The sequence below is a fragment of the uncultured Luteimonas sp. genome (genome assembly GCF_947492465.1).
Classification (GTDB): Bacteria; Pseudomonadota; Gammaproteobacteria; order Xanthomonadales; family Xanthomonadaceae; genus Luteimonas.
Genome location: NZ_CANLNF010000001.1, coordinates 42,179 through 61,558 on the forward strand (window position 1 = coordinate 42,179; position 19,380 = coordinate 61,558).

Annotated in this window: 16 protein-coding genes; 8 read left to right on the forward strand and 8 right to left on the reverse strand. The window is 71.0% G+C overall.

Annotated features, from left to right (window positions below):
• Window positions 1–39: 39 nt before the first annotated feature.
• The 8 genes from Q0863_RS00205 to rph form a co-directional block, all read right to left on the reverse strand.
• On the reverse strand, window positions 40–1,086 hold the full coding sequence (locus Q0863_RS00205; RefSeq protein ID WP_298573551.1) for a L,D-transpeptidase: 1,047 nt from the start codon (window positions 1,084–1,086) through the stop codon (window positions 40–42).
• 198 nt (window positions 1,087–1,284) lie between these two features.
• Window positions 1,285–3,315, reverse strand: coding sequence for a sodium-translocating pyrophosphatase (locus Q0863_RS00210; protein ID WP_298573552.1), 2,031 nt, complete (start codon window positions 3,313–3,315; stop codon window positions 1,285–1,287).
• A gap of 345 nt (window positions 3,316–3,660) precedes the next feature.
• The gene (gene pepQ / locus Q0863_RS00215) at window positions 3,661–4,989 is read right to left on the reverse strand and encodes a Xaa-Pro dipeptidase (protein ID WP_298573553.1); all 1,329 of its coding nucleotides are present in this window, start codon (window positions 4,987–4,989) and stop codon (window positions 3,661–3,663) included.
• A 152-nt stretch (window positions 4,990–5,141) separates the two neighbouring features.
• Window positions 5,142–5,489 carry a PilZ domain-containing protein gene (locus tag Q0863_RS00220; RefSeq protein ID WP_298573554.1) on the reverse strand — a complete coding sequence of 116 codons (348 nt, stop codon included), beginning with the start codon at window positions 5,487–5,489 and terminating at the stop codon, window positions 5,142–5,144.
• Window positions 5,486–7,795 carry a DUF1631 family protein gene (locus Q0863_RS00225; RefSeq protein WP_298573555.1) on the reverse strand — a complete coding sequence of 770 codons (2,310 nt, stop codon included), beginning with the start codon at window positions 7,793–7,795 and terminating at the stop codon, window positions 5,486–5,488. The genes Q0863_RS00220 and Q0863_RS00225 overlap by 4 nt, the downstream gene beginning before the upstream one ends.
• A gap of 61 nt (window positions 7,796–7,856) precedes the next feature.
• A complete protein-coding gene (gene hemW / locus Q0863_RS00230) occupies window positions 7,857–9,137 on the reverse strand; it encodes a radical SAM family heme chaperone HemW (RefSeq protein WP_298573556.1) in 1,281 nt (426 codons plus the stop codon).
• Window positions 9,115–9,765, reverse strand: coding sequence for an RdgB/HAM1 family non-canonical purine NTP pyrophosphatase (rdgB, locus tag Q0863_RS00235; protein ID WP_298573557.1), 651 nt, complete (start codon window positions 9,763–9,765; stop codon window positions 9,115–9,117). Before rdgB ends, hemW begins: the two co-directional genes overlap by 23 nt.
• Entirely contained in the window at window positions 9,762–10,487 is a 726-nt protein-coding gene (gene rph / locus Q0863_RS00240) for a ribonuclease PH (protein WP_298573558.1), read from the reverse strand. Before rph ends, rdgB begins: the two co-directional genes overlap by 4 nt.
• Before the next feature lie 83 nt (window positions 10,488–10,570).
• Here rph and Q0863_RS00245 point away from each other — a divergent pair, with 83 nt between their 5' ends.
• From Q0863_RS00245 to Q0863_RS00280, 8 genes are all read left to right on the forward strand, one after another.
• On the forward strand, window positions 10,571–11,419 hold the full coding sequence (locus Q0863_RS00245) for a YicC/YloC family endoribonuclease (RefSeq protein WP_298575776.1): 849 nt from the start codon (window positions 10,571–10,573) through the stop codon (window positions 11,417–11,419).
• Between the two features lie 133 nt (window positions 11,420–11,552).
• On the forward strand, window positions 11,553–12,185 hold the full coding sequence (gmk, locus tag Q0863_RS00250) for a guanylate kinase (RefSeq protein WP_298575780.1): 633 nt from the start codon (window positions 11,553–11,555) through the stop codon (window positions 12,183–12,185).
• 219 nt (window positions 12,186–12,404) lie between these two features.
• Window positions 12,405–12,707, forward strand: a complete 303-nt coding sequence (gene rpoZ / locus Q0863_RS00255) for a DNA-directed RNA polymerase subunit omega (RefSeq protein WP_298573559.1) — start codon at window positions 12,405–12,407, stop codon at window positions 12,705–12,707.
• 207 nt (window positions 12,708–12,914) lie between these two features.
• Window positions 12,915–15,086, forward strand: a complete 2,172-nt coding sequence (locus Q0863_RS00260) for a bifunctional (p)ppGpp synthetase/guanosine-3',5'-bis(diphosphate) 3'-pyrophosphohydrolase (protein ID WP_298573560.1) — start codon at window positions 12,915–12,917, stop codon at window positions 15,084–15,086.
• Window positions 15,087–15,172: 86 nt separating this feature from the next.
• Window positions 15,173–15,556 carry a RidA family protein gene (locus Q0863_RS00265; RefSeq protein WP_298573561.1) on the forward strand — a complete coding sequence of 128 codons (384 nt, stop codon included), beginning with the start codon at window positions 15,173–15,175 and terminating at the stop codon, window positions 15,554–15,556.
• Window positions 15,557–15,568: 12 nt separating this feature from the next.
• Entirely contained in the window at window positions 15,569–17,677 is a 2,109-nt protein-coding gene (gene recG, locus Q0863_RS00270) for an ATP-dependent DNA helicase RecG (protein WP_298573562.1), read from the forward strand.
• A gap of 258 nt (window positions 17,678–17,935) precedes the next feature.
• Window positions 17,936–18,874: a nucleoside hydrolase gene (locus Q0863_RS00275; RefSeq protein WP_298573563.1), complete on the forward strand. Its 939-nt coding sequence runs from the start codon at window positions 17,936–17,938 to the stop codon at window positions 18,872–18,874.
• 74 nt (window positions 18,875–18,948) lie between these two features.
• Window positions 18,949–19,197: a type B 50S ribosomal protein L31 gene (locus Q0863_RS00280; protein ID WP_298573564.1), complete on the forward strand. Its 249-nt coding sequence runs from the start codon at window positions 18,949–18,951 to the stop codon at window positions 19,195–19,197.
• The last annotated feature ends 183 nt before the right edge of the window (window positions 19,198–19,380 follow it).

Consider the following 19,380-nt stretch of genomic DNA (forward strand, 5'->3'; position numbering starts at 1 on the left):
AGCAGCGGGCTCCGTGCGGCGTCCTGAACGCCGGGCCGGCTAGGGCTGCGGTGGCCGGGACGTGCCGGGCGCCGCAGCGTCCCCGGCTTCCCCGGCTTCCAGCACCGGCTGCAGGGCCTGTGCGGCGGGGTCCGGTCGCACCGCGGGCAGGTCGGTCAGCAGCACCGTGGTGCCCGGTACCAGCAGGCTGCGCAGATGGGCGGCAAAGGCCTCGTCCACCCGCAGCGGGCGCTCGCGCAGCCGCAGCTGCAGCAGGGCCAGGGCGTCGGCGTCGAGGCCGCGGATCGCGTGGGTGGACCAGCGCTGCGACGGGTCCGGCCCGCCTTCGCCGCCGCCGGCGGGCGCCCGGTCGGCCACCATCAGCACGGTGCCGCCGATCGAGAAGCCGTCGGCGACCTGCAGCGAGGCCTCGCCGATGGCGATGCCCTCGCGCAGGACCACGACGCGCCGGTCGGCGAGGCTGACCAGCACGCTGACCGGGCCGGTCGGGCTGGCCGACTCGTCCCAGGTGGCGTCGGGTGGCACCTGGGCCGGCAGCGCAGCGCCGCCGCGGCTGTCGACCGGCGCCAGCACCGAGGGATGCGCCAGGCTGGCCGGAAATGCCTTGGCATCGGCCACCACGACCGTGTCGCCGTGCCGGGTCTCGGCGAACAGCAGCCGGGCGAACTCCAGCGGCAGCCGCACGCACCCGTGCGAGGCCGGATGGCCGGGCAGGGCGCCACCGTGCAGGGCGATGCCGTCCCAGGTCAGCCGCTGCATGTAGGGCATTGGCGCGTCGTTGTAGAGGTTGGAGCGGTGCGTGGCGTTCTTCTGCAGGATGGTGAACACGCCGGTCGGCGTTTCGTTGCCGGCCTTGCCGGAACTGATGGTGGACACCCCGATCGCCAGGCCGTTGCGATACACGTAGGCGCGCTGCTCGTCGAGGCTGACGACCAGCACGATCGGGCCATGCGGTGCGATTTCCGGATGCCAGAGGAACTCGCCCGGCTGCAGCGTGCCCGGGGTCCGCGGCGCATCCACGGCCGGTTCCGCCGCCGATGCGGGCAGGGCAAGCAGGACAGCCAGGAGAAGGGCGGGAAATCGCATGCGGGCGCGCCGGCGGGAACCCGGTCCATTGTGGTGCCGGTGGCCACGGAAAGAAACGATCGGCCTTCCGGGCCGGCCGTTGCCCCGGTCCGCGGTCTGCCGCGCCCGCGCTGGCGTGCGAGGAGGGAACCCAAAAGGGAAGGGCGGCCCCAGGGCCGCCCTTCCACATCCGACCCGCGTTGCGGGACGGGTTGGCCGCTACAGCAACGGCACCATCAGCAACGCGACGATGTTGATGATCTTGATCAGCGGGTTGATCGCCGGGCCGGCGGTGTCCTTGTAGGGATCGCCGACGGTATCGCCGGTGACCGAGGCCTTGTGCGCCTCCGAGCCCTTGCCGCCGAAGTTGCCGTCCTCGATGTACTTCTTGGCGTTGTCCCAGGCGCCGCCGCCGGTGGTCATCGAGATCGCGACGAACAGGCCGGTCACGATCGTGCCGATCAGCAGTCCGCCCAGTGCCTCCGGCCCCAGCAGCAGGCCCACGATGATCGGCACCACCACCGGCAGCAGCGACGGCACGATCATTTCCTTGATCGCCGACCGGGTCAGCATGTCGACCGCGCGGCTGTAGTCCGGCTTGCCGGTGCCCTGCATGATCCCGGGGATCTCGCGGAACTGGCGGCGCACTTCCTCCACCACGCTGCCCGCCGCGCGGCCCACCGCCTCCATCGCCATCGCCCCGAACAGGTACGGGATCAGGCCGCCGATCAGCAGTCCGATGATGACCCGGTGGTCGGACAGGTCGAAGGCGAACACGGCACCGGGGTTGGCTGCTTCGAGGTTGTGGGTGTAGTCGGCGAACAGCACCAGTGCCGCCAGTGCGGCCGAACCGATCGCATAGCCCTTGGTCACCGCCTTGGTGGTGTTGCCGACCGCGTCGAGCGGGTCGGTCACGTCGCGCACTTCCGGCGGCAGTTCCGCCATCTCGGCGATGCCGCCGGCGTTGTCGGTGATCGGGCCGTAGGCATCGAGCGCCACGATCATGCCGGCCATCGACAGCATGGCGGTGGCGGCGATGGCGATGCCGTACAGCCCGCCCAGCGCGAAGCAGGCCCAGATCGCCGCGCACACCGCCACCACCGGCAGCGCGGTCGACTTCATCGACACGCCCAGGCCGGCGATGATGTTGGTGCCGTGGCCGGTGGTGGACGCCTGCGCGACGTGCCGTACCGGCCCGTACTGCGTGCCCGTGTAGTACTCGGTGATCCACACGATCGCACCGGTCAGCGCCAGGCCGATCAGCGCGCACCAGTACAGGTTCATCGCGCCGTGGCTGTTGTCGGCCATCAGCTCGCGGGTGATCGGGAAGTAGGCGATCGCCGCCAGCACGCCCGAGACGATCACGCCCTTGTACAGGGCGCCCATGATCGAGCCGCCGGCCTTCACCTTGACGAAGAAGGCGCCGATGATCGAGGCGATGATCGACACGCCACCCAGCACCAGCGGGTACAGCACGCCGTTGCTGCCGACCTCGGCGACCATCAGGTAGCCCAGCAGCATGGTCGCGATCACCGTGACCGCGTAGGTCTCGAACAGGTCGGCGGCCATGCCGGCGCAGTCGCCGACGTTGTCGCCCACGTTGTCGGCGATCACCGCGGGATTGCGCGGGTCGTCCTCGGGGATGCCGGCCTCGACCTTGCCGACCAGGTCGGCGCCAACGTCCGCACCCTTGGTGAAGATGCCGCCACCCAGGCGTGCGAAGATCGAGATCAGCGACGAGCCGAAGGCCACGCCGACCAGCGCGTGCAGCACCTCGCCGGTCGGCAGGCCGAACCCGTAGTTCAGCACCGCCCAGTAGCCGGCCACGCCGAGCAGCCCAAGGCCCACGACCAGCATGCCGGTAATCGCGCCGCCCTTGAACGCGACATCCATGGCCGGGCCGATGCCGCTGCGCGCGGCTTCGGCGGTGCGCACGTTGGCGCGCACCGAAACGTTCATGCCGATGTAGCCGGCCGCGCCCGACAGCACCGCGCCCAGCAGGAAGCCGATCGCCGTGTACCAGTCGAGGAAGACCCCCACCAGCACGAACAGCACCGCACCGGCGATGCCGATGGTCAGGTACTGGCGGTTGAGGTAGGCGCGCGCGCCTTCCTGGATCGCGCCTGCGATCTCCTGCATGCGCGCGTTGCCGGCCGGTTGCCGGTTGATCCACTGCGCCTGGATGATGCCGTAGACGATTGCCACCGCTGCGCACACCAGTGCCAGCGCCAATCCGTACTGCTCGAGCATGAACCCTCCCCCGAAAAGTGGAGCGTGAAGAGACTCGGAATCCGGGCGGGGCTCGGCGATGATCGACCGGCCCGGCCGGTGAACCGATTCTTACCGATTTTGGCGGCAGGCGATGTTGCAGTACGGCAACCGCGGATTCCGGCGCTGGATTCCGGGGTTTCGGGGGTGTGGCGGGCTGGCGTGACGATACGCCGCCCGACACCCGGCCGTGCCCGGGGCGGTCGCGAGCATCGGGATGCAATGCGCCAGGGTCGTCCCGGTCGACGCCGCCAGCACGTCATCGCGCACCGGCGCGCAGCCGGCGCGTTGCGCGGCCGGCTGCGTCCGTTGGCAATGGCCGGCGGATCAGCCGGCGGCGAACGCCTCGCGCGTCAGGTTGAGCGGATCGGCGTCCGTGCACACCACGTTGTCCTCGATGCGGATCCCGCCGTAGGGGCGGAACGCCTCGACGCGGTCCCAGTCCACGCTCGCGCCGCGGCCGGCGGCCTTGAGGTCTTCCAGCAGCATGTCGATGAAGTAGATCCCCGGCTCGATCGTGACCACGAATCCGGGTTCCAGCGTGCGGGTCAGGCGCAGGTAGGGATGGCCGTCGGGCTTGGCGATCGTGCCGCCGCGGTCGGAGGCGGCGAAGCCCGCGACGTCGTGCACCTGCAGGCCCAGGCCATGGCCGACGCCGTGCGGGAAGAAGGCGCTGCTCACGCCGGTCGCCACCGCCTCTTCGGCGGCCACGGTGATGATGCCCGCGTCCTTGAGGATGCCGGCCAGCGCTAGGTGCGCGTCCAGGTGCAGCTGCCGGTAGTCGACCCCTGCACGCACCTGCGCGCACAGCGCCTGCTCGGCCTGGTCGACCGCCCGGACCAGGGCCTGGAAATCGCCGCCGGTGTCGTACGCGTGCGTGCGGGTGATGTCGCAGGCATAGCCGCCGTGGCTGGCGCCTGCGTCGAGCAGGAAGCTGCGCACGGGCCTGGGCGGCACGCGGTCGAGTTCGGTGTAGTGCAACACCGCGCCATGCTCGTTGAGCGCGACGATGTTGGAATAGGGCAGCTCGCCCGCGTCTTGCCCCGCCGCCTGGCAGTACGACAGGTGGATGCCGAATTCGCTGGCGCCGCTGCGGAACGCGCGTTCGGCGGCCTGGTGCGCGCGCACGCCGCGGCGGGTCGCCTCGCGCAGCATCTCGATCTCGTAGGGCGTCTTGAACGCGCGGTGGTACTCGAGATAGTCGAGCACCGGCTGCGGATTGTTGGGACGGAACGCGCCGTACTTGCCGAGCGCGCTCTGGGTTTCGCCCAGCACCGCGCAGCGCTGCGCGTTGCGCGGCAGGTGCTTGAGTGCGTCGTCCGCACTGCGGATCACCACCACGTCGAAATGCTCGACCCAGTAGCCTTCCGGCGCCTGCGGCACCACGTGCCAGTAATCGCGCGGCTGCAGATAGACCAGCTTCGGCTTCTGCCCGGGGGTGGCGACGATCCAGCTGCCCGGATTGCGGGTCAGCGGCAGCCAGTGCTTGAACTGCGGGTTGACGGCGTAGGGATAGTCGCGGTCGTCGAAGACCTGGTAGTGCGCGGTGCCGCTGGGCACCACCAGGTGGTCGAACCCGCCGCGCTCCAGCGCCGTGGCGGTACGGGCCTGCAGGGTGGCGAGGTGGTCGGCGTAAAGCGGGGCGGCTGTGGACATCGGGGGAATTCCGCACGAGAACGTGGCGTCATTCTGCCGCATGGCCCCGTCCACTGCAGGCGCCGCGCAGCATCGGATGCCCGGGACGCCTGCCGATGCGACCTGCGCGCCCGCGGTTACGGCTTGCACGGCGCCGGCTGGCGCAGGTCCCGCTATTCGTAATGGCTGCCCGGCGCTTCGATCCAGCTGCGCAGGCGCCGCGACTGCTCGGCGCCCAGCGCGATGAAGCGGAATCCCGCCCACAGTTGCGAGCGCGCGCTGGCGTGGTCCATCCACAGCAGGTGCGCACCGATCTCGATCGACAGCGGACCCTGCTCGTGCGGCAGCGTGAAGTGCAGCTGGTACAGCGCGTCGTCGGCCAGCGGCTCGCTGGCGATCAGCAGCAGGCCGGTCTGGGACAGGTTGCCGATCCGGCCCATCACCCGCTCGGTCATCGCGTCGGTCACCACGATGGTGTCGGAGGCCTTGCGCCGCTTGGCGCGCCGGAATTCCTGGTTCATGCCTGCGCCTCCGTGCCGTCGTCGCCGCGCTCGCCCAGCCCGGCGAAGCTGCGCAAGGCGTGCATCGCGGCCTGCCAGGCGCGATCGACCAGGCGCGCCTGGCCGCTGGTGACGATCCGCGCCTGCCCCGAGGCCAGCAGCCGCGCCACGCTGTCGAGCGACTGCTCGCCCATGCGCTGGCCGCGGTGGTTGACGAACAGGGCGTTGCCGGTGAGCAGGCTGTACCAGGAAAGCCGCCGGCGGACCGTGTCGCCCTGCTGGTTGGTGGTGAACTCGATCCAGGTGCCGAACGGCAGCACGCGCAGCTGTTCGTAGCGGGCCTGCTCTTCGGGCGTGCGCGGCGGCAGCGCCGGCTTCTTGCGTTCGCTGTCCTCGCCCAGGCGGGTGCGGGCCTTGAGCTTGAGCGCCAGCTCGGTCCGCGAGGCCGGATCGCCGTCCGATTCCTCCGGGCTGTTGCTGGTCAGCCGTTGCGCGATGACGCTGGCCTCGTCGCCGTGGTAGCCGACCTGGGCAAGCGCCGATTCGATGTGCGCCACCAGCTCGGGGTCGCGCGCCGCATCCTCGCGGGTGCAGGCCTCCGCGATGCGGCGGGTGGCGTCGATCTGCCGGGTCCAGGCCTCCGAACCCTCGCCCTGGCGCAGGAGGGTGAGGGTCAGCACGTCGGCCCACGCCTGGTTGAGCAGGGCGCGGGTGAAGTGCGGAAGCCGCTGGTCGCCGACCACGTCGGCCATGGCCTCGGCGGCGCGCAGCTTGGCGACTTCCAGCTTCTCCTTGCCGCGCGCGGCCTCGGTGTGCCGCTTCTCCAGCAGTTCGGCCTTGCGCACCTGCGCCTGCAGGTGGGTCTGCAACTGCTCGTTGGAGGCGCTGAAGACCTCGATGTCGCCGTCGTACTTCTCCACGACGTGGTTGACCGCGCTCTGCAGCGGCGGCAGGAAGTGCGGGTCGTAATCGGCTTCGTCGAGCCACCTGGCCGCGCTCTCGGCCACGGTGTTGAGCAGTTGCCGCGCCGGATGGCGGCTGCGCACGAAGAAGGCGCTGTCCTTCAGCGCGACCCGCAGCAGCGGCACCTGCAGGCGCTTGACCAGGGCCGCGGCCGGCGCCTCGGGACGGATCTCCTCCTCGAGGTTGCCGAACAGCATGCCCAGCAGTTCGAAGGTGTCGTTGTCGCGCGGCGACAGCTCCACGTGGACGCCGCCGCGCTGGCGCGCCTGGGCCAGCAGGGTCTGCTTGACGTCGGCCAGGGTCTGCGGCGCCCCGGCGACCGACAGCGGCTGGGCCTGCAGGTGGCCGAGCGCAGCGGTCACCTCGTCGGTGCTGATGACCGCGGCGGCGGACCGGCGTCCGGCCGGACGCAGCTTGTCCAGCAGTTCGCGGCGGCTGTGCAGGAGCTGCTGCAGCTGCTCGGTCGCGACGCGCTCGTCATCGTCGTCCTGCGCCTCGATCGGCTCGCCCAGCCAGCCGGTGTGCGGGCGCAGCGCGTCCCGGCCGCCGGGACTACCGGTGGCAGCGCCGGCAGCCGAGCCCGGGCCGCCGCCGCGTGCAGCGGGTCCGTCGCGGCCGCCGTCGTCCGCCTGGCTGCGCGGCTCGCCTGCGCCCTGCGGCGTGGGGCGTGCGCGCACCGGCACGTGGGTCAGGCCCGGGAGGATGCGCTGCTGGTCGAGCAACTGGTCCAGCCGCTCGAGCACCTTGGGATAGCCCGACATGACGTGCCGGTCGAAGATGCGGTAGAGCAGCAGGCGCGAGTCGTGTTCGATGTCGAGCGCCTTGGCCACCGCGCCCATCGCGCGGCAGATGGCGTGCGGGCCGAGCGGCAGGCGTTCGGCGTCGAACGCCGGCGTGCCGGCCAGGACACCGAACCGCTGGCCAAGCAGGTGCAGCGGCAGGTTGGCGCGGCCTTCCTGGCGGCTGGCGATCTCGCGCAGCACCATGCCCTCGTCCATCACCGCCTCGTCGACCAGGCTCAGCCGGCCGAAACCCGAGTGCGCGACGCGGCCCTCCTCCTGGCCGCCAGCCGGCGGCTGCGCGGTCGGCACGCTGCGGATGGCGGCCGTGGCCGCCTCGACCTCGAGGATGAAGCGCGGCACCAGGTCGGCGCGGTTGAGCCGGAAGGCGCGCAGCGTCTGCATGTAGCCCGATTCCATCCCCGGGTTGCGCGCCTGCTCGGCCAGCCGGAACAGCTCCTCCTCGAACTCGCCGAGCATCGTGGCCAGCTGCGGTTCGAGGGTGTCGGTCACCAGGGCCAGCGCCGCTTCCAGCACCTTGTGGACGCGGCGCGGCAGCCCGGCGCTGGCCAGCGACCTCGGCATCGCGGATTCTCTGGAAGGAGCAGTCGGCATTGCGGGTGCCCGGCCGGTGGTGCCGGAATACTTACACGCCGGGCGCGGAACGGCCAATGTCGGGCGCGGGCCCGTCGGCCAGGAACAGCGCGATGACGTCGTTGCCGAAGCGCCGCCCCAGTGCGGTGGGCACGACGCGCGCACCGTCGAGCACCAGCCAGCCACGGTCCACCGCCTCGGCCAGCGGCGCCTCGATCGCCGATTCCGGCAGGCCGCAGCGCGCGCTGAAATCGACCAGCGAAAAGCCCTCCACCAGCCGCAGCGCGTTGAGCATGAACTCGAACGGACGCTGCGCCGGCGCGACGCGTTCGTCGCCGCCGATGGCCGCCGGCGTTCCGGCAGCGGCCAGCCAGGCGGTCGGATGGCGGACCTTCCAGCGGCGCAGGATCGCCTGTTCCGCGCCCAGCGTGAGCTTGCCGTGCGCGCCGGCGCCGATGCCCAGGTAGTCGCCGAACCGCCAGTAGTTGAGGTTGTGCGCGCACTGGCGCCCGGGGCGCGCATAGGCCGACACCTCGTACTGCGCGTAGCCGGCCTGCGCCAGCAGCGCCTGGCAGTGTTCCTGCATGTCCCAGGCCAGGTCCTCGTCGGGCACGCCCTCGGGGGGGCGCGCGGCGAATACGGTGTTCGGCTCCAGGGTGAGCTGGTAGTGCGAGACGTGCGCGGGGGCCAGCGCCAGCGCGCGTTCGACGTCGTGCAGCGCCATCGGCAGCGTCTGCCCGGGCAGGGCATACATCAGGTCGAGATTGAGGTTGTCGTAGCCGGCGTCCTGGGCCAGCTTCACCGCCGCCTCGGCCTGGGCGGCGTCGTGGATCCGGCCCAGGCGCTGCAGGCAGCCGTCGTCGAAGCTCTGGATGCCGAAGCTGATCCGGTTCACGCCCGCGGCCAGGTAGTCGTTGAAGCGGCCGTGCTCGGCGGTGCCGGGGTTGGTCTCCAGGGTGATCTCCAGCCCCGGCGCGAAGCGCAGCCGTGCCGAGGCGCCCTGCAGGAAGCGGTCGATCGCCGCGGCCGGGAACAGGCTGGGCGTGCCGCCGCCGAAGAACACCGAATGCACGGTGCGGCCCCAGGCCAGCGGCAGGTCGTGGTCGAGGTCGGCCAGCAGCGCGTCGACGTAGGGCTCGAACGGCAGCGGTCCGCGCGCCTGGTGCGAATTGAAATCGCAGTACGGGCACTTGCGCACGCACCAGGGCAGGTGCACGTAGAGCGACAGCGGCGGGGGAAGCAGCGCGTTCGCGGGCCACTGGTCCGCGCGCGGCTGGACGTCCGGCCCTGGATGGCCGGGCCGGGGGGCGTCAGGGCGATCGTGTTGCGCCATGGATGGCATCGCCGGCATTCGCGGAAACCGCGGAGATCCGCTCGCGCAGCAGCACCAGTGCCTGGCCGCGATGGCTGATGTCGTTCTTCATGTCCAGCGGCATTTCGGCCGCGGTCTGGCCATGCGCCGGATCGAGGAACACCGGATCGTAGCCGTGCCCGCCGCTGCCGCGCGACTGCCGCAGGATGCGGCCGTGCCAGCGGCCTTCGACCACGATCGGCTGCGGATCGTGCTCGCTGCGCAACAGCGCCAGCACGCAGACGAAATGGGCGCCGCGACCTTCGTCCGCCACGCCGTCGAGTTCGCGCAACAGCCGTTCGATGTTGCGCCCGGCATCGCCATGGCCGCCGGCGTAGCGCGCCGAATACAGGCCCGGCGCGCCGTCCAGTGCGTCCACGCACAGCCCCGAATCGTCCGCCAGCGACGGCAGCCCTGTGGCGCGACAGGCATGGCGCGCCTTGAGGATCGCGTTCTCGACGAAGGTCAGCCCCGTCTCGTCCGCGTCGGCGACGCCGAACTCGGCCTGCGCGCGCACGTCGAAACCGTCGGCGGCGAGCAGGGCGCGGAACTCCTCGAGCTTGCCGGCGTTGCTGGACGCCAGCACCAGCGGCTGCGGCGCCCGGTTCATTGCGCCAGCGCGGCCCGCTGGTGTTCGAGCAGGGTCGCGATCCCGCCCTCGGCCAGGCCGAGCAGGGCGTCGAGCTCGTCGCGCCGGAACGCATGGCCCTCGGCGGTGCCCTGCAGTTCGATGAAGCCGCCGCCGTCGTTCATCACCACGTTCATGTCGGTGTCGCAGGCGCTGTCCTCGGCGTAGTCCAGGTCCAGCACGGGCACGCCGCGGTACACGCCCACCGACACCGCCGCCACCGCGCCGAACACCGGATCGCGGGTGATCTCGCGCCGCTTCTGCAACCAGCGCACCGCATCGACCAGGGCCACGTAGGCGCCGGTGATCGCCGCGGTGCGGGTGCCGCCGTCGGCCTGCAGCACGTCGCAATCAAGCGTGATGGTGCGTTCGCCCAGCGCGCCGCGGTCGACGCAGGCGCGCAGGGTGCGGCCGATCAGGCGCTGGATCTCCAGCGTGCGCCCGCCCTGCTTGCCGCGCGAGGCTTCGCGGTCGCTGCGCGTGTGGGTGGCGCGCGGCAGCATGCCGTACTCGGCGGTCACCCAGCCTTCGCCCTTGCCGCGCAGGAAACCGGGCACCTTGTTGTCGACGCTGGCGTTGCACAGCACCCGCGTCTGGCCGAAGGAAACCAGCACCGAGCCCTCCGCGTGACGGGTATAGCCGCGCTCGATGCGGACCTCGCGCAGCTGGTCGGGCGCGCGGCCGCTGGGGCGGGCAATGCTCATGTGCGGGATTTCCGGCAGAAAACGGGGCGCCAGATTACCATTGCCTCCCCTGACGCACGGGACGCCCGATGTCGATCCGCAGCATGACCGCCTACGCCTCGGGCGAGCGCACCACCCCGTGGGGCACGCTCGGCTGCGAGCTGCGCGCGGTCAACCACCGTTTCCTCGAACTCGGCGCGCGCCTGCCCGACGAGCTGCGCGCGCTCGAACCCGCGCTGCGCGAGCGCGTCTCCACGCGCGTCTCGCGCGGCAAGGTCGACCTCACCCTGCGTTTCCGTTCGAGCGAGTCGGCGGTGTCCCTGCAGGTGGACCAGGCGCTGGTCGCGCGGCTGGGAGAGCTGGCGGCCGGGCTGCGCGGCAGCTTCCCGGAACTGCGCGTGGGGCTGGTGGAACTGCTGCAGTTCCCCGGCGTGCTGCAGTCGCAGGCGGCCGATCCGGCCGAACTGCAGGCGCAGGCGCTGGCCCTGCTCGACAGCGTGCTCGCCGAGTTCGTCGCCGCGCGCGAACGCGAGGGCGGCAAGCTGGTGGCGGCGATCCTAGAGCGGGTCGACGGCATCGAGCGCATCGCCGGCGAGGTGCGTGGCCTGGTGCCGCTGATCCGGGAGGGGCAGCGCAGCAAGCTGCAGGCGCGCCTGGCCGAACTCGCCCAGGGCGCCGATCCGGCGCGCGTGGAGCAGGAACTGGTGCTGTCGCTGCAGAAGCTCGACGTGGACGAGGAGCTCGACCGCCTGTCCAGCCACGTCGACGAGATCCGCCGCGTGTTCCGCCAGAAGGAGCCGGTGGGCCGGCGCCTGGACTTCCTGCTGCAGGAGTTCAACCGCGAAGCCAATACGCTCGGCTCCAAGTCCGTCGACGCCCGCACCAGCAACGCGGCGGTCGAGCTGAAGGTGCTGATCGACCAGATCCGCGAACAGGTGCAGAACATTGAGTAGGGGCCGGGATTCGGGGTTGGGGATCCGGGATGACCAGCCTTCGGCTGTTGTATGGCCGGAAAAGCCAAAGCGGTACGATGGCGCGCCAGTTGCCGACAGCCGGGAACCTGCCTTGTCGAATCGCGAATCCCCAATCCCGAATCCCGGCCTCCGAGGCACCCTCTTCATCGTCGCGGCGCCCTCGGGCGCAGGCAAATCCAGCATCGTCAACGCCTGCCTGGCGCGCGACCGCAACATCTGCCTGTCGATCTCGTTCACCTCGCGTGCGCCGCGCCCGGGCGAGCGCCACGCCGAGCACTACCACTTCGTCCGCGCCGACGAGTTCAAGGCGATGATCGCCGACGGCGACTTCTTCGAGTACGCGGAAGTCCACGGCGACTGGAAGGGCACCGCGAGGCAGTCGGTCGAACCGCAGCTGGCGGCCGGCCGCGACGTGCTGCTGGAGATCGACTGGCAGGGCGCGCAGCAAGTCAAGGCCCAGGTGCCCGACGCGGTGAGCGTGTTCATCCTGCCGCCGTCGCGCGCCGCGCTCGAGGAGCGCATGCGCAAGCGCGGCCAGGACAGCGAGGAAGTCATCGCCCGGCGCATGGCGAACGCGCGCGAGGAAATGTCGCACCACGCCGAGTTCGACTACGTCATCGTCAACGAGGATTTCGGGACGGCGGTGGACGAGATGTGCGCGATCTTCCTGGCCAGCCGCCTGCGCCGGAACCTGCAGGTGCAGCGCCACGCACGCCTGATCGACGCCCTGCTGGCCGACGGCTGAGGCGCGGCCCCAGGGCTGCATGGCCTGCCGGCCGGATTGCGGTGGTCTGGCGTCGGCAGCGAGGGCGCGGATCGCGTCGCGAGGGGTCGAAACGCGGGTGGATGTCCCTTAAACCCATGATTTCACAAGCGAACGCTTGATTTCTACCGGCGGCCTACCTAGAATTGCCGGTCCCTCTACGACACATGGATCGACGGCCGCACGGCCGCCGGGAGACTTATGGCCCGCATCACCGTTGAAGATTGCCTGGAAGTGGTCGACAACCGCTTCGAGCTCGTCATGATGGCCGCCAAGCGCGCCCGCCAGCTCGCCAATGGCGTCGAGCCGCAGATCGACAATGCCGACGCGCAGGACAAGCCGACCGTGCTGGCGCTGCGCGAGATCGCGTCGCGCCGCATCGATCAGCCGTTCATCGACGCCGTCGACAAGGCCGAGCGCGAGCGCAAGGAGCGCGAGGCGCTGGAGTGGGCCGCTGCCGAAGTGGTCGCCGGCGACGACGACATGAAGGGCGACGACCTGTAGCAGCCGGGATTCGGGAGTCGGGACTCGGGATTCGGAACAGCGCCCGCCTTCCCGCATCCACGATGCCGGTAGGAGCCCCGCTTCGGCGGGGCTTTCTCGTTTTCGGTCGTCTGCTGCCGCCGTGCTTTTCCAGATTCCGAATCCCGAATCCCGAATCCCGGCTCCACCCCTATTCCCCATTTGGCGCCTTCCAATTAGGCTCGCGGGATGACTTCCGGTGTGCCCGCCCTGATCCAGCCCGTGCCTTCGTCCGAGGAGGACGTGCCGGACTACGTGCGCGATTTCGAACGCGCCGCCGCCTACCTGCCCGCGGACCAGCGCGCACTGCTGCGGCGCGCCTGGGCGATGGGCGCGGCGGCGCATGCGGGACAGACGCGCAAGTCGGGCGAGCCCTACATCACCCACCCGGTGGCGGTGGCGCAGGCGCTGGCCGAGCAGAAGGTCGACGTCGAGACCCTGATCGCGGCGATCCTGCACGACACCATCGAGGACACGCCGCTCACGCGCGAACAGCTGGCGGGCGAATTCGGCGAGACCGTGGCCGAGCTGGTCGACGGCGTCACCAAGCTCGACAAGCTGCATTTCAGCAGCCGCCAGGAAGCGGCCGCCGAGAGCTTCCGCAAGATGATGCTGGCGATGGCGCGCGACCTGCGCGTGATCCTGATCAAGCTCAGCGACCGCCTGCACAACATGCGCACGCTCGGCGCGCAGCCCGGTCCGGCGCGCGAGCGCATCGCGCGCGAGACGCTCGAGGTCTATGCGCCGATCGCGCAGCGGCTGGGCATGAACCTGATCAAGGCCGAGCTGCAGGACCGCGGCTTCCACGCGCTGCATCCGCTGCGCCACCTGATCCTGGAAAAGCACATCCGCGGCCAGCCGATGCTGCGGCGCGAGGCGATGGCCAAGATCGAGGCGCAGCTGGCGCAGCGCCTGACCAGCGAGGGGCTCAAGTACCGGCTGGTGAGCCGGGTCAAGTCGCCCTGGAGCATCTACAGCAAGATGCGCAGCGAGGGTAAGACCTTCGCCCAGATGATGGACGTGTTCGGCTTCCGCATCGTGGTGACCTCGGTGGCCGACTGCTACCACGCGCTGGGCGTGGCGCACTCGGTATACAAGCCGCTGGACGGACGCTTCCGCGACTTCATCGCGATCCCCAAGGCCAACGGCTACCAGTCGCTGCACACCGTGCTGTTCGGCCCCTACGGCTCGCCGATCGAGGTGCAGATCCGCACCGAGGAGATGGACCTGATCGCCGAGCGCGGCATCGCCGCGCACTGGGCCTACAAGCACGGCATGGCGCCGAGCGGCGCGCAGGCGCGCGCGCATTCGTGGATCGCCAACCTGCTCGAGTCGCAGCGTGCGACCGGCTCGTCGCTGGAGTTCCTGGAGAACGTGAAGGTCGACCTGTTCCCCGACGAGGTCTACCTGTTCTCGCCCAAGGGCGACATCCTGTCGCTGCCGCGCAACTCCACCGCGCTCGACTTCGCCTACACCGTGCACACCGACGTGGGCAACACCGCGGTGGCGGCGCGCGTGGACCGCAAGCTGGTGCCGCTGCGCACCAAGCTGGTCAGCGGGCAGACGGTGGAGATCGTCACCGCCAAGTCCTCGCTGCCCAAGCCGCAGTGGCTGGAGTTCGTGGTCACCGGCAAGGCGCGCACCGCGATCCGTGCCCAGCTCAAGCAGCTCGAGCACGAGGACGCGGTGACCCTCGGCCACCGCATGCTCGACCGCGCGCTGGAGGACATGGGCACCTCGCTCGACCGCCTGCCCCAGGCGCGGCTGGATGCCTACCTGGGCGAACTGCGCTATCCGCGGCTAGAGGAACTGCTCGCGGACATCGCGCTGGGCAACCGCATGCCCACGCAGGTGGCCATGGCGCTGGCGCAGTCCGATACCGCCGGCACCGCCCCGGGCGACGAGCAGGTGCGGCGACGCGGCGAGCGCATCCTGATCAGCGGCCACGAGCGCGGCGTGATCAGCTTCGCCAACTGCTGCATGCCGATCCCCGGCGACGAGATCATGGGCTACCACACCGCCGGCAAGGGCATCGTCGTGCACCGGCTGGACTGTCCCAACGTGGCCGAGTACCGCAAGTCGCTCGACCGCTGGGTCGCCATCGGCTGGGATCGCGAGGTGATCGGCGAGTATCCGGTGGGCCTGATCATCGAAACCGAGAACCGGCCCGGCTCGCTGGCCGAGGTGGCGGCCGCGATCGCCAAGGCCAATTCCAACATTGAAGGCGTGGAGTACCTGGAGCGCGACACCAACATCGCCGTGATCCGCTTCTCGATCCAGGTCCGCAACCGCCAGCACCTGGCCGACGTGATCCGCCGCACGCGCCGCCTCGCGGCCGTGCACGGCGTGCAGCGGATGTAGCGCGGAGCGCGATCGCCTGCCTGGCGGCGGGCCGCGTCGTGCCTGCCGGCGACCTATAATCCGGGCTTTCCGAACCGGGACGCCCCATGCCACGTACTCCGATCCAGACCGACCGGGCGCCCGCCGCGATCGGCCCGTATTCCCAGGCCACGCGCGCCGGCAGTACCGTGTTCTTCTCCGGCCAGATCCCGCTCGATCCGGCGACCGGCGAGGTCGTCGAGGGCGGCATCGAGGCGCAGGCACGGCGCGCCTTCGACAACCTCAAGGCGGTGGCCGAGGCCGCCGGCGGCTCGCTGGCCGACATCGCCCGCGTCGGCCTGTACCTGACCGACCTGTCGCAGTTCGCGGCGGTGAACGCGGTGATGGCCGAGTACTTCGAGTCGCCCTATCCGGCACGTTCGACCATCGAGGTCTCCGCGCTGCCCAAGGGCGTGCTGTTCGAAGTCGATGCGGTGATGGTGCTGGGCTGATCCCGGCACGCGATGGCCAGGCCTGCGCCCGCGCTTGCGGCCAGCGGCAGCGTCGCGCTGGATGCACTGCCCGGCGTCGGCCCGGCCGTTGCCGGCAAGCTCGCCGCGCGGGGCCTGTTCACCCTGCAGGACCTGTGGCTGCACCTGCCGCGGCAGTACGAGGACCGCACCCGCATCACGCCGGTGCGACAGCTGCAGCCCGGCGTGGCGGCGCAGGTGGAGGGACGGGTGGAGGCGGTGGAACGCGGCTTCCGCTACCGGCCGATGCTGCGCGTGGCGCTCGCCGACGAGTCGCGGGCCACGCTGGTGCTGCGCTTTTTCCATTTCCGCTCGCAGCAGGTCAACCAGTTCCGCGTCGGCGCCCGCGTTCGCGCCTACGGCACGCCGCGACCGGGCCAGCAGGGTCTGGAGATCGTGCATCCGAGCTACCGCGTGCTGGCCGAAGGCGAGGACGGCGCGCTCGGCGATGCGCTCGATCCGGTGTATCCCCCAGTCGAAGGCATCGGCCCGGCCACGCTGCGCCGGCTGATCGCGCAGGCCCTGGACCGGCTGCCGGACGAGGGCGTGCTGGAACTGCTGCCGCCCGCGCTGCTGCAGGCCGGGGACCCGGCCATGCCGACGCTGCGCGATGCGCTGCTCGTGCTGCACCGGCCTCCACAGGGTGCCGACGTCGCCGCGCTGCTGGCGGGGACCCATCCGGCGCAGCGGCGGCTGGCGCTGGAAGAGCTGCTGGCCCACCACCTGAGCCTGCGCCGCCAGCGCATCGCGCTGCAGTCGCATGCCGCACCCGCGCTGGCGGCCGACGGCGGCCTGGTGGAACGCCTGCAGGCGTCGCTGCCGTTCGCGCTGACCGCCGCGCAGCAGCGCGTGTTCTCGGAAATCCGCGCGGACCTGCGCAAGGGCGCGCCGATGCTGCGCCTGGTGCAGGGCGATGTCGGCAGCGGCAAGACCGTGGTCGCCGCGATGGCGGCGCTGACCGCCATCGGTTGTGGACGGCAGGCGGCGTTGATGGCGCCGACCGAACTGCTCGCCGAACAGCACCTGGCCAACCTGCGCGCCTGGCTGGAGCCGCTGGGCGTGCGCGTGGCCTGGCTGGCGGGCAAGGTGTCGGGGCGTGCGCGCAGCGCGGTGCTGGCCGAGACCGCCAGCGGTGCCGCGCAGCTGGTGGTGGGCACGCATGCGCTGATGCAGGAGGGCGTGGTGTTCCGAGACCTGGCCCTGGCCATCGTCGACGAACAGCATCGTTTCGGCGTGCACCAGCGCCTGGCGTTGCGCGACAAGGGGGCGGATGCCGGCGTGGTCCCGCACCAGCTGGTGATGACCGCCACGCCGATCCCGCGCACCCTCGCGATGGCCGCCTACGCCGACCTGGACGTGTCGGCGATCGATGAACTGCCGCCCGGGCGCACCCCGGTGCAGACGGTGGTGCTCGGCGCCGGGCGCCGGCCGGAGCTGATCGAACGCATCCGCTCCGCCTGCGCCGACGGCCGGCAGGCGTACTGGGTGTGCACGATCATCGACGAGAGCGACGAGGTGGTCGCGCAGGCCGCCCAGACCACGTGGGAGCAGTTGACCGCCGCCCTGCCGGAGCTGCGTGTGGGCTTCGTGCACGGCCGGATGAAGCCGGGCGAGAAGCAGGCCACGATGCTCGCCTTCAAGCGCGGCGAGCTGCATCTGCTGGTCGCCACCACCGTCATCGAGGTGGGCGTGGACGTGCCCAATGCCTCGCTGATGATCATCGAGAATGCCGAACGCCTCGGCCTGTCGCAGCTGCACCAGCTGCGCGGACGGGTAGGGCGGGGCAGCCGTGCGTCCAGCTGCGTGCTGCTGTACCAGCCGCCGCTGTCGCAGATGGCCAGGGAGCGCCTGGACACGATGCGCACCACCAGCGATGGATTCCTGATCGCCGAGAAGGACCTGGAGCTGCGCGGCCCCGGCGAACTGCTCGGCACGCGCCAGACGGGCCTGGTCGGCTTCCGCATCGCCGACCTCGCCCGCGACGCCGACCTGCTGCCGGAAGTGCACCGCATCGCCGACGCGCTGATGCAGGCGTCTCCCGACGCCGCCGATCGCGTGGTCGATCGCTGGATCGGCGGCGCGGCGCGCTATGCCGCGGCATGACGGGACGATCCAGGCGAGGCGCAGCGGGATCGCGTGCCGCCAATCCCCGGGGGCGAGGAGGGCTGCGGAAGCGGCGCCGGCAGCCCGCGTACTCAGCTGACGCGCCATCGATGCGTGCAACGATTGCAGCGCCGCCCGGCCTCGCCCCCTGCGCGTGACGTCGTAAATCGCTACGCTGGTCGGTGCCGGCGCAAGCTTGCTCCGAAGCCGTCGCCGATGCGTGCCGGCGCCTGACCCTCCCTTCCGAATTCCAGACCGATGCCCGATCCGATTCCCCTGCTCATCGATACCGATCCCGGCGTCGATGACGCGCTTGCCCTGCTCATGGCCTTCGACGATCCGGCGCACGAGATCGTCGGCCTGACCATCGCCGCGGGCAACGTCGGCCTGCGCCATACCGTGGCCAACGCGCTGAAGCTGTGCGAGGTTGCCGGGCGCGAGGACGTGCCGGTGTTCGCCGGCTGCGCCGCGCCGCTGCTGCACGCCGCCCCGGATGCGGCCTACGTGCACGGGCAGGACGGGTTCGGCGACACCGGCTACGCGCCGTGCGCGCGGAGCGCTGCGCAGGAGCACGCGGCGCTGGCCATCCTGCGCCTGTCGCACGCGCATGCCGGGCGGCTGCTGCTGGTCGCGCTGGGTCCGCTGACCAACCTGGCGCTGGCGCTGAAGCTCGATCCCACCCTGCCGCAGCGCATCGACCGGCTGGTGGTGATGGGCGGTTCGGTCCGCGGTCGCGGCAACATCACCCCGGCGGCCGAGTTCAACGTCTACTTCGACCCGGAGGCCGCCCACCTGGTGTTCGAGGCCTTCCCGCGCTTCGACCTCGCCGACTGGGACGCCACCCTGGAGCACGGGCTGCCGCATGCCCAGGTCGAAGCCTGGCTGGCCGCCGGTTCCGCCCTCGGGCGCTTCTTCGACGGTATTTCGCGGCAGACGCGGGAATGGTCGGCCGACCGTCGCGGCGACCGCTGGTTCGCCGCCGACGCGCTGGCCATGGCCTGGGCGCTGGCGCCGGAGGGCGCGGTGGAGCTGGCCGAGCGTCCGCTCGAAGTGTGCCTGGAGCGCGGCCCGGCGCGGGGCACCACCATCGTGGACTGGAACCGGCAGACCGGGCGGGCGGACATTGCGCGCATCCTTGTGCGCTACGACCAGGCCGCGTTCGAGCAGCGCGTCCGCCGCGCACTGGCGGCCGGATAGGGACGGCTTGCATCGCGGGTGGGGCTGCCGCTACAATGCCGGGCTTCCCTGCGCAATCTCAACGGTGTGACGCCATGAAGGCCGACATCCACCCCGAATACCGCGAAGTCGTCTTCCAGGACGTGACTTCCGATTTCAGGTTCCTCACCCGCTCGACCCTGGCCGCCTCCTCGAAGGAGACGATCAAGTGGGACGACGGCAAGGAATATCCGCTGGTCAAGATCGAAGTGTCGTCCGCGACGCATCCGTTCTACACCGGTCAGAACAAGATCGTCGACACCAGCGGCCGCATCGACAAGTTCAAGCGCCGCTACGCGAAGTAATCGCGAACGGAACGATCCGTTCCGGAATGTCCCAGACGGCCGCCTTCGGGCGGCCGTCTGCGTTGTCGCGACCGGCGGCCGCGGGCGGTCCGCGCGCCGCGGCAGGCGCTGCCCGCTGCTGCCCTACGGGACCAAAGTCCGAGGCGGCCTCCGGGCCGCCTGTGCGATAATTGCTGCGTTGCG

What these genes read in the sequence shown, in the direction of transcription:
- Q0863_RS00205 (WP_298573551.1), bottom strand. Translation starts at nt 1,086, where the DNA reads ATGCGATTTCCCGCCCTTCTCCTGGCTGTCCTGCTTGCCCTGCCCGCA.
- Q0863_RS00210 (WP_298573552.1), bottom strand. Translation starts at nt 3,315, where the DNA reads ATGCTCGAGCAGTACGGATTGGCGCTGGCACTGGTGTGCGCAGCGGTG.
- pepQ (WP_298573553.1), bottom strand. Translation starts at nt 4,989, where the DNA reads ATGTCCACAGCCGCCCCGCTTTACGCCGACCACCTCGCCACCCTGCAG.
- Q0863_RS00220 (WP_298573554.1), bottom strand. Translation starts at nt 5,489, where the DNA reads ATGAACCAGGAATTCCGGCGCGCCAAGCGGCGCAAGGCCTCCGACACC.
- Q0863_RS00225 (WP_298573555.1), bottom strand. Translation starts at nt 7,795, where the DNA reads ATGCCGAGGTCGCTGGCCAGCGCCGGGCTGCCGCGCCGCGTCCACAAG.
- hemW (WP_298573556.1), bottom strand. Translation starts at nt 9,137, where the DNA reads ATGGCGCAACACGATCGCCCTGACGCCCCCCGGCCCGGCCATCCAGGG.
- rdgB (WP_298573557.1), bottom strand. Translation starts at nt 9,765, where the DNA reads ATGAACCGGGCGCCGCAGCCGCTGGTGCTGGCGTCCAGCAACGCCGGC.
- rph (WP_298573558.1), bottom strand. Translation starts at nt 10,487, where the DNA reads ATGAGCATTGCCCGCCCCAGCGGCCGCGCGCCCGACCAGCTGCGCGAG.
- Q0863_RS00245 (WP_298575776.1), top strand. Translation starts at nt 10,571, where the DNA reads ATGACCGCCTACGCCTCGGGCGAGCGCACCACCCCGTGGGGCACGCTC.
- rpoZ (WP_298573559.1), top strand. Translation starts at nt 12,405, where the DNA reads ATGGCCCGCATCACCGTTGAAGATTGCCTGGAAGTGGTCGACAACCGC.
- Q0863_RS00260 (WP_298573560.1), top strand. Translation starts at nt 12,915, where the DNA reads ATGACTTCCGGTGTGCCCGCCCTGATCCAGCCCGTGCCTTCGTCCGAG.
- Q0863_RS00265 (WP_298573561.1), top strand. Translation starts at nt 15,173, where the DNA reads ATGCCACGTACTCCGATCCAGACCGACCGGGCGCCCGCCGCGATCGGC.
- recG (WP_298573562.1), top strand. Translation starts at nt 15,569, where the DNA reads ATGGCCAGGCCTGCGCCCGCGCTTGCGGCCAGCGGCAGCGTCGCGCTG.
- Q0863_RS00275 (WP_298573563.1), top strand. Translation starts at nt 17,936, where the DNA reads ATGCCCGATCCGATTCCCCTGCTCATCGATACCGATCCCGGCGTCGAT.
- Q0863_RS00280 (WP_298573564.1), top strand. Translation starts at nt 18,949, where the DNA reads ATGAAGGCCGACATCCACCCCGAATACCGCGAAGTCGTCTTCCAGGAC.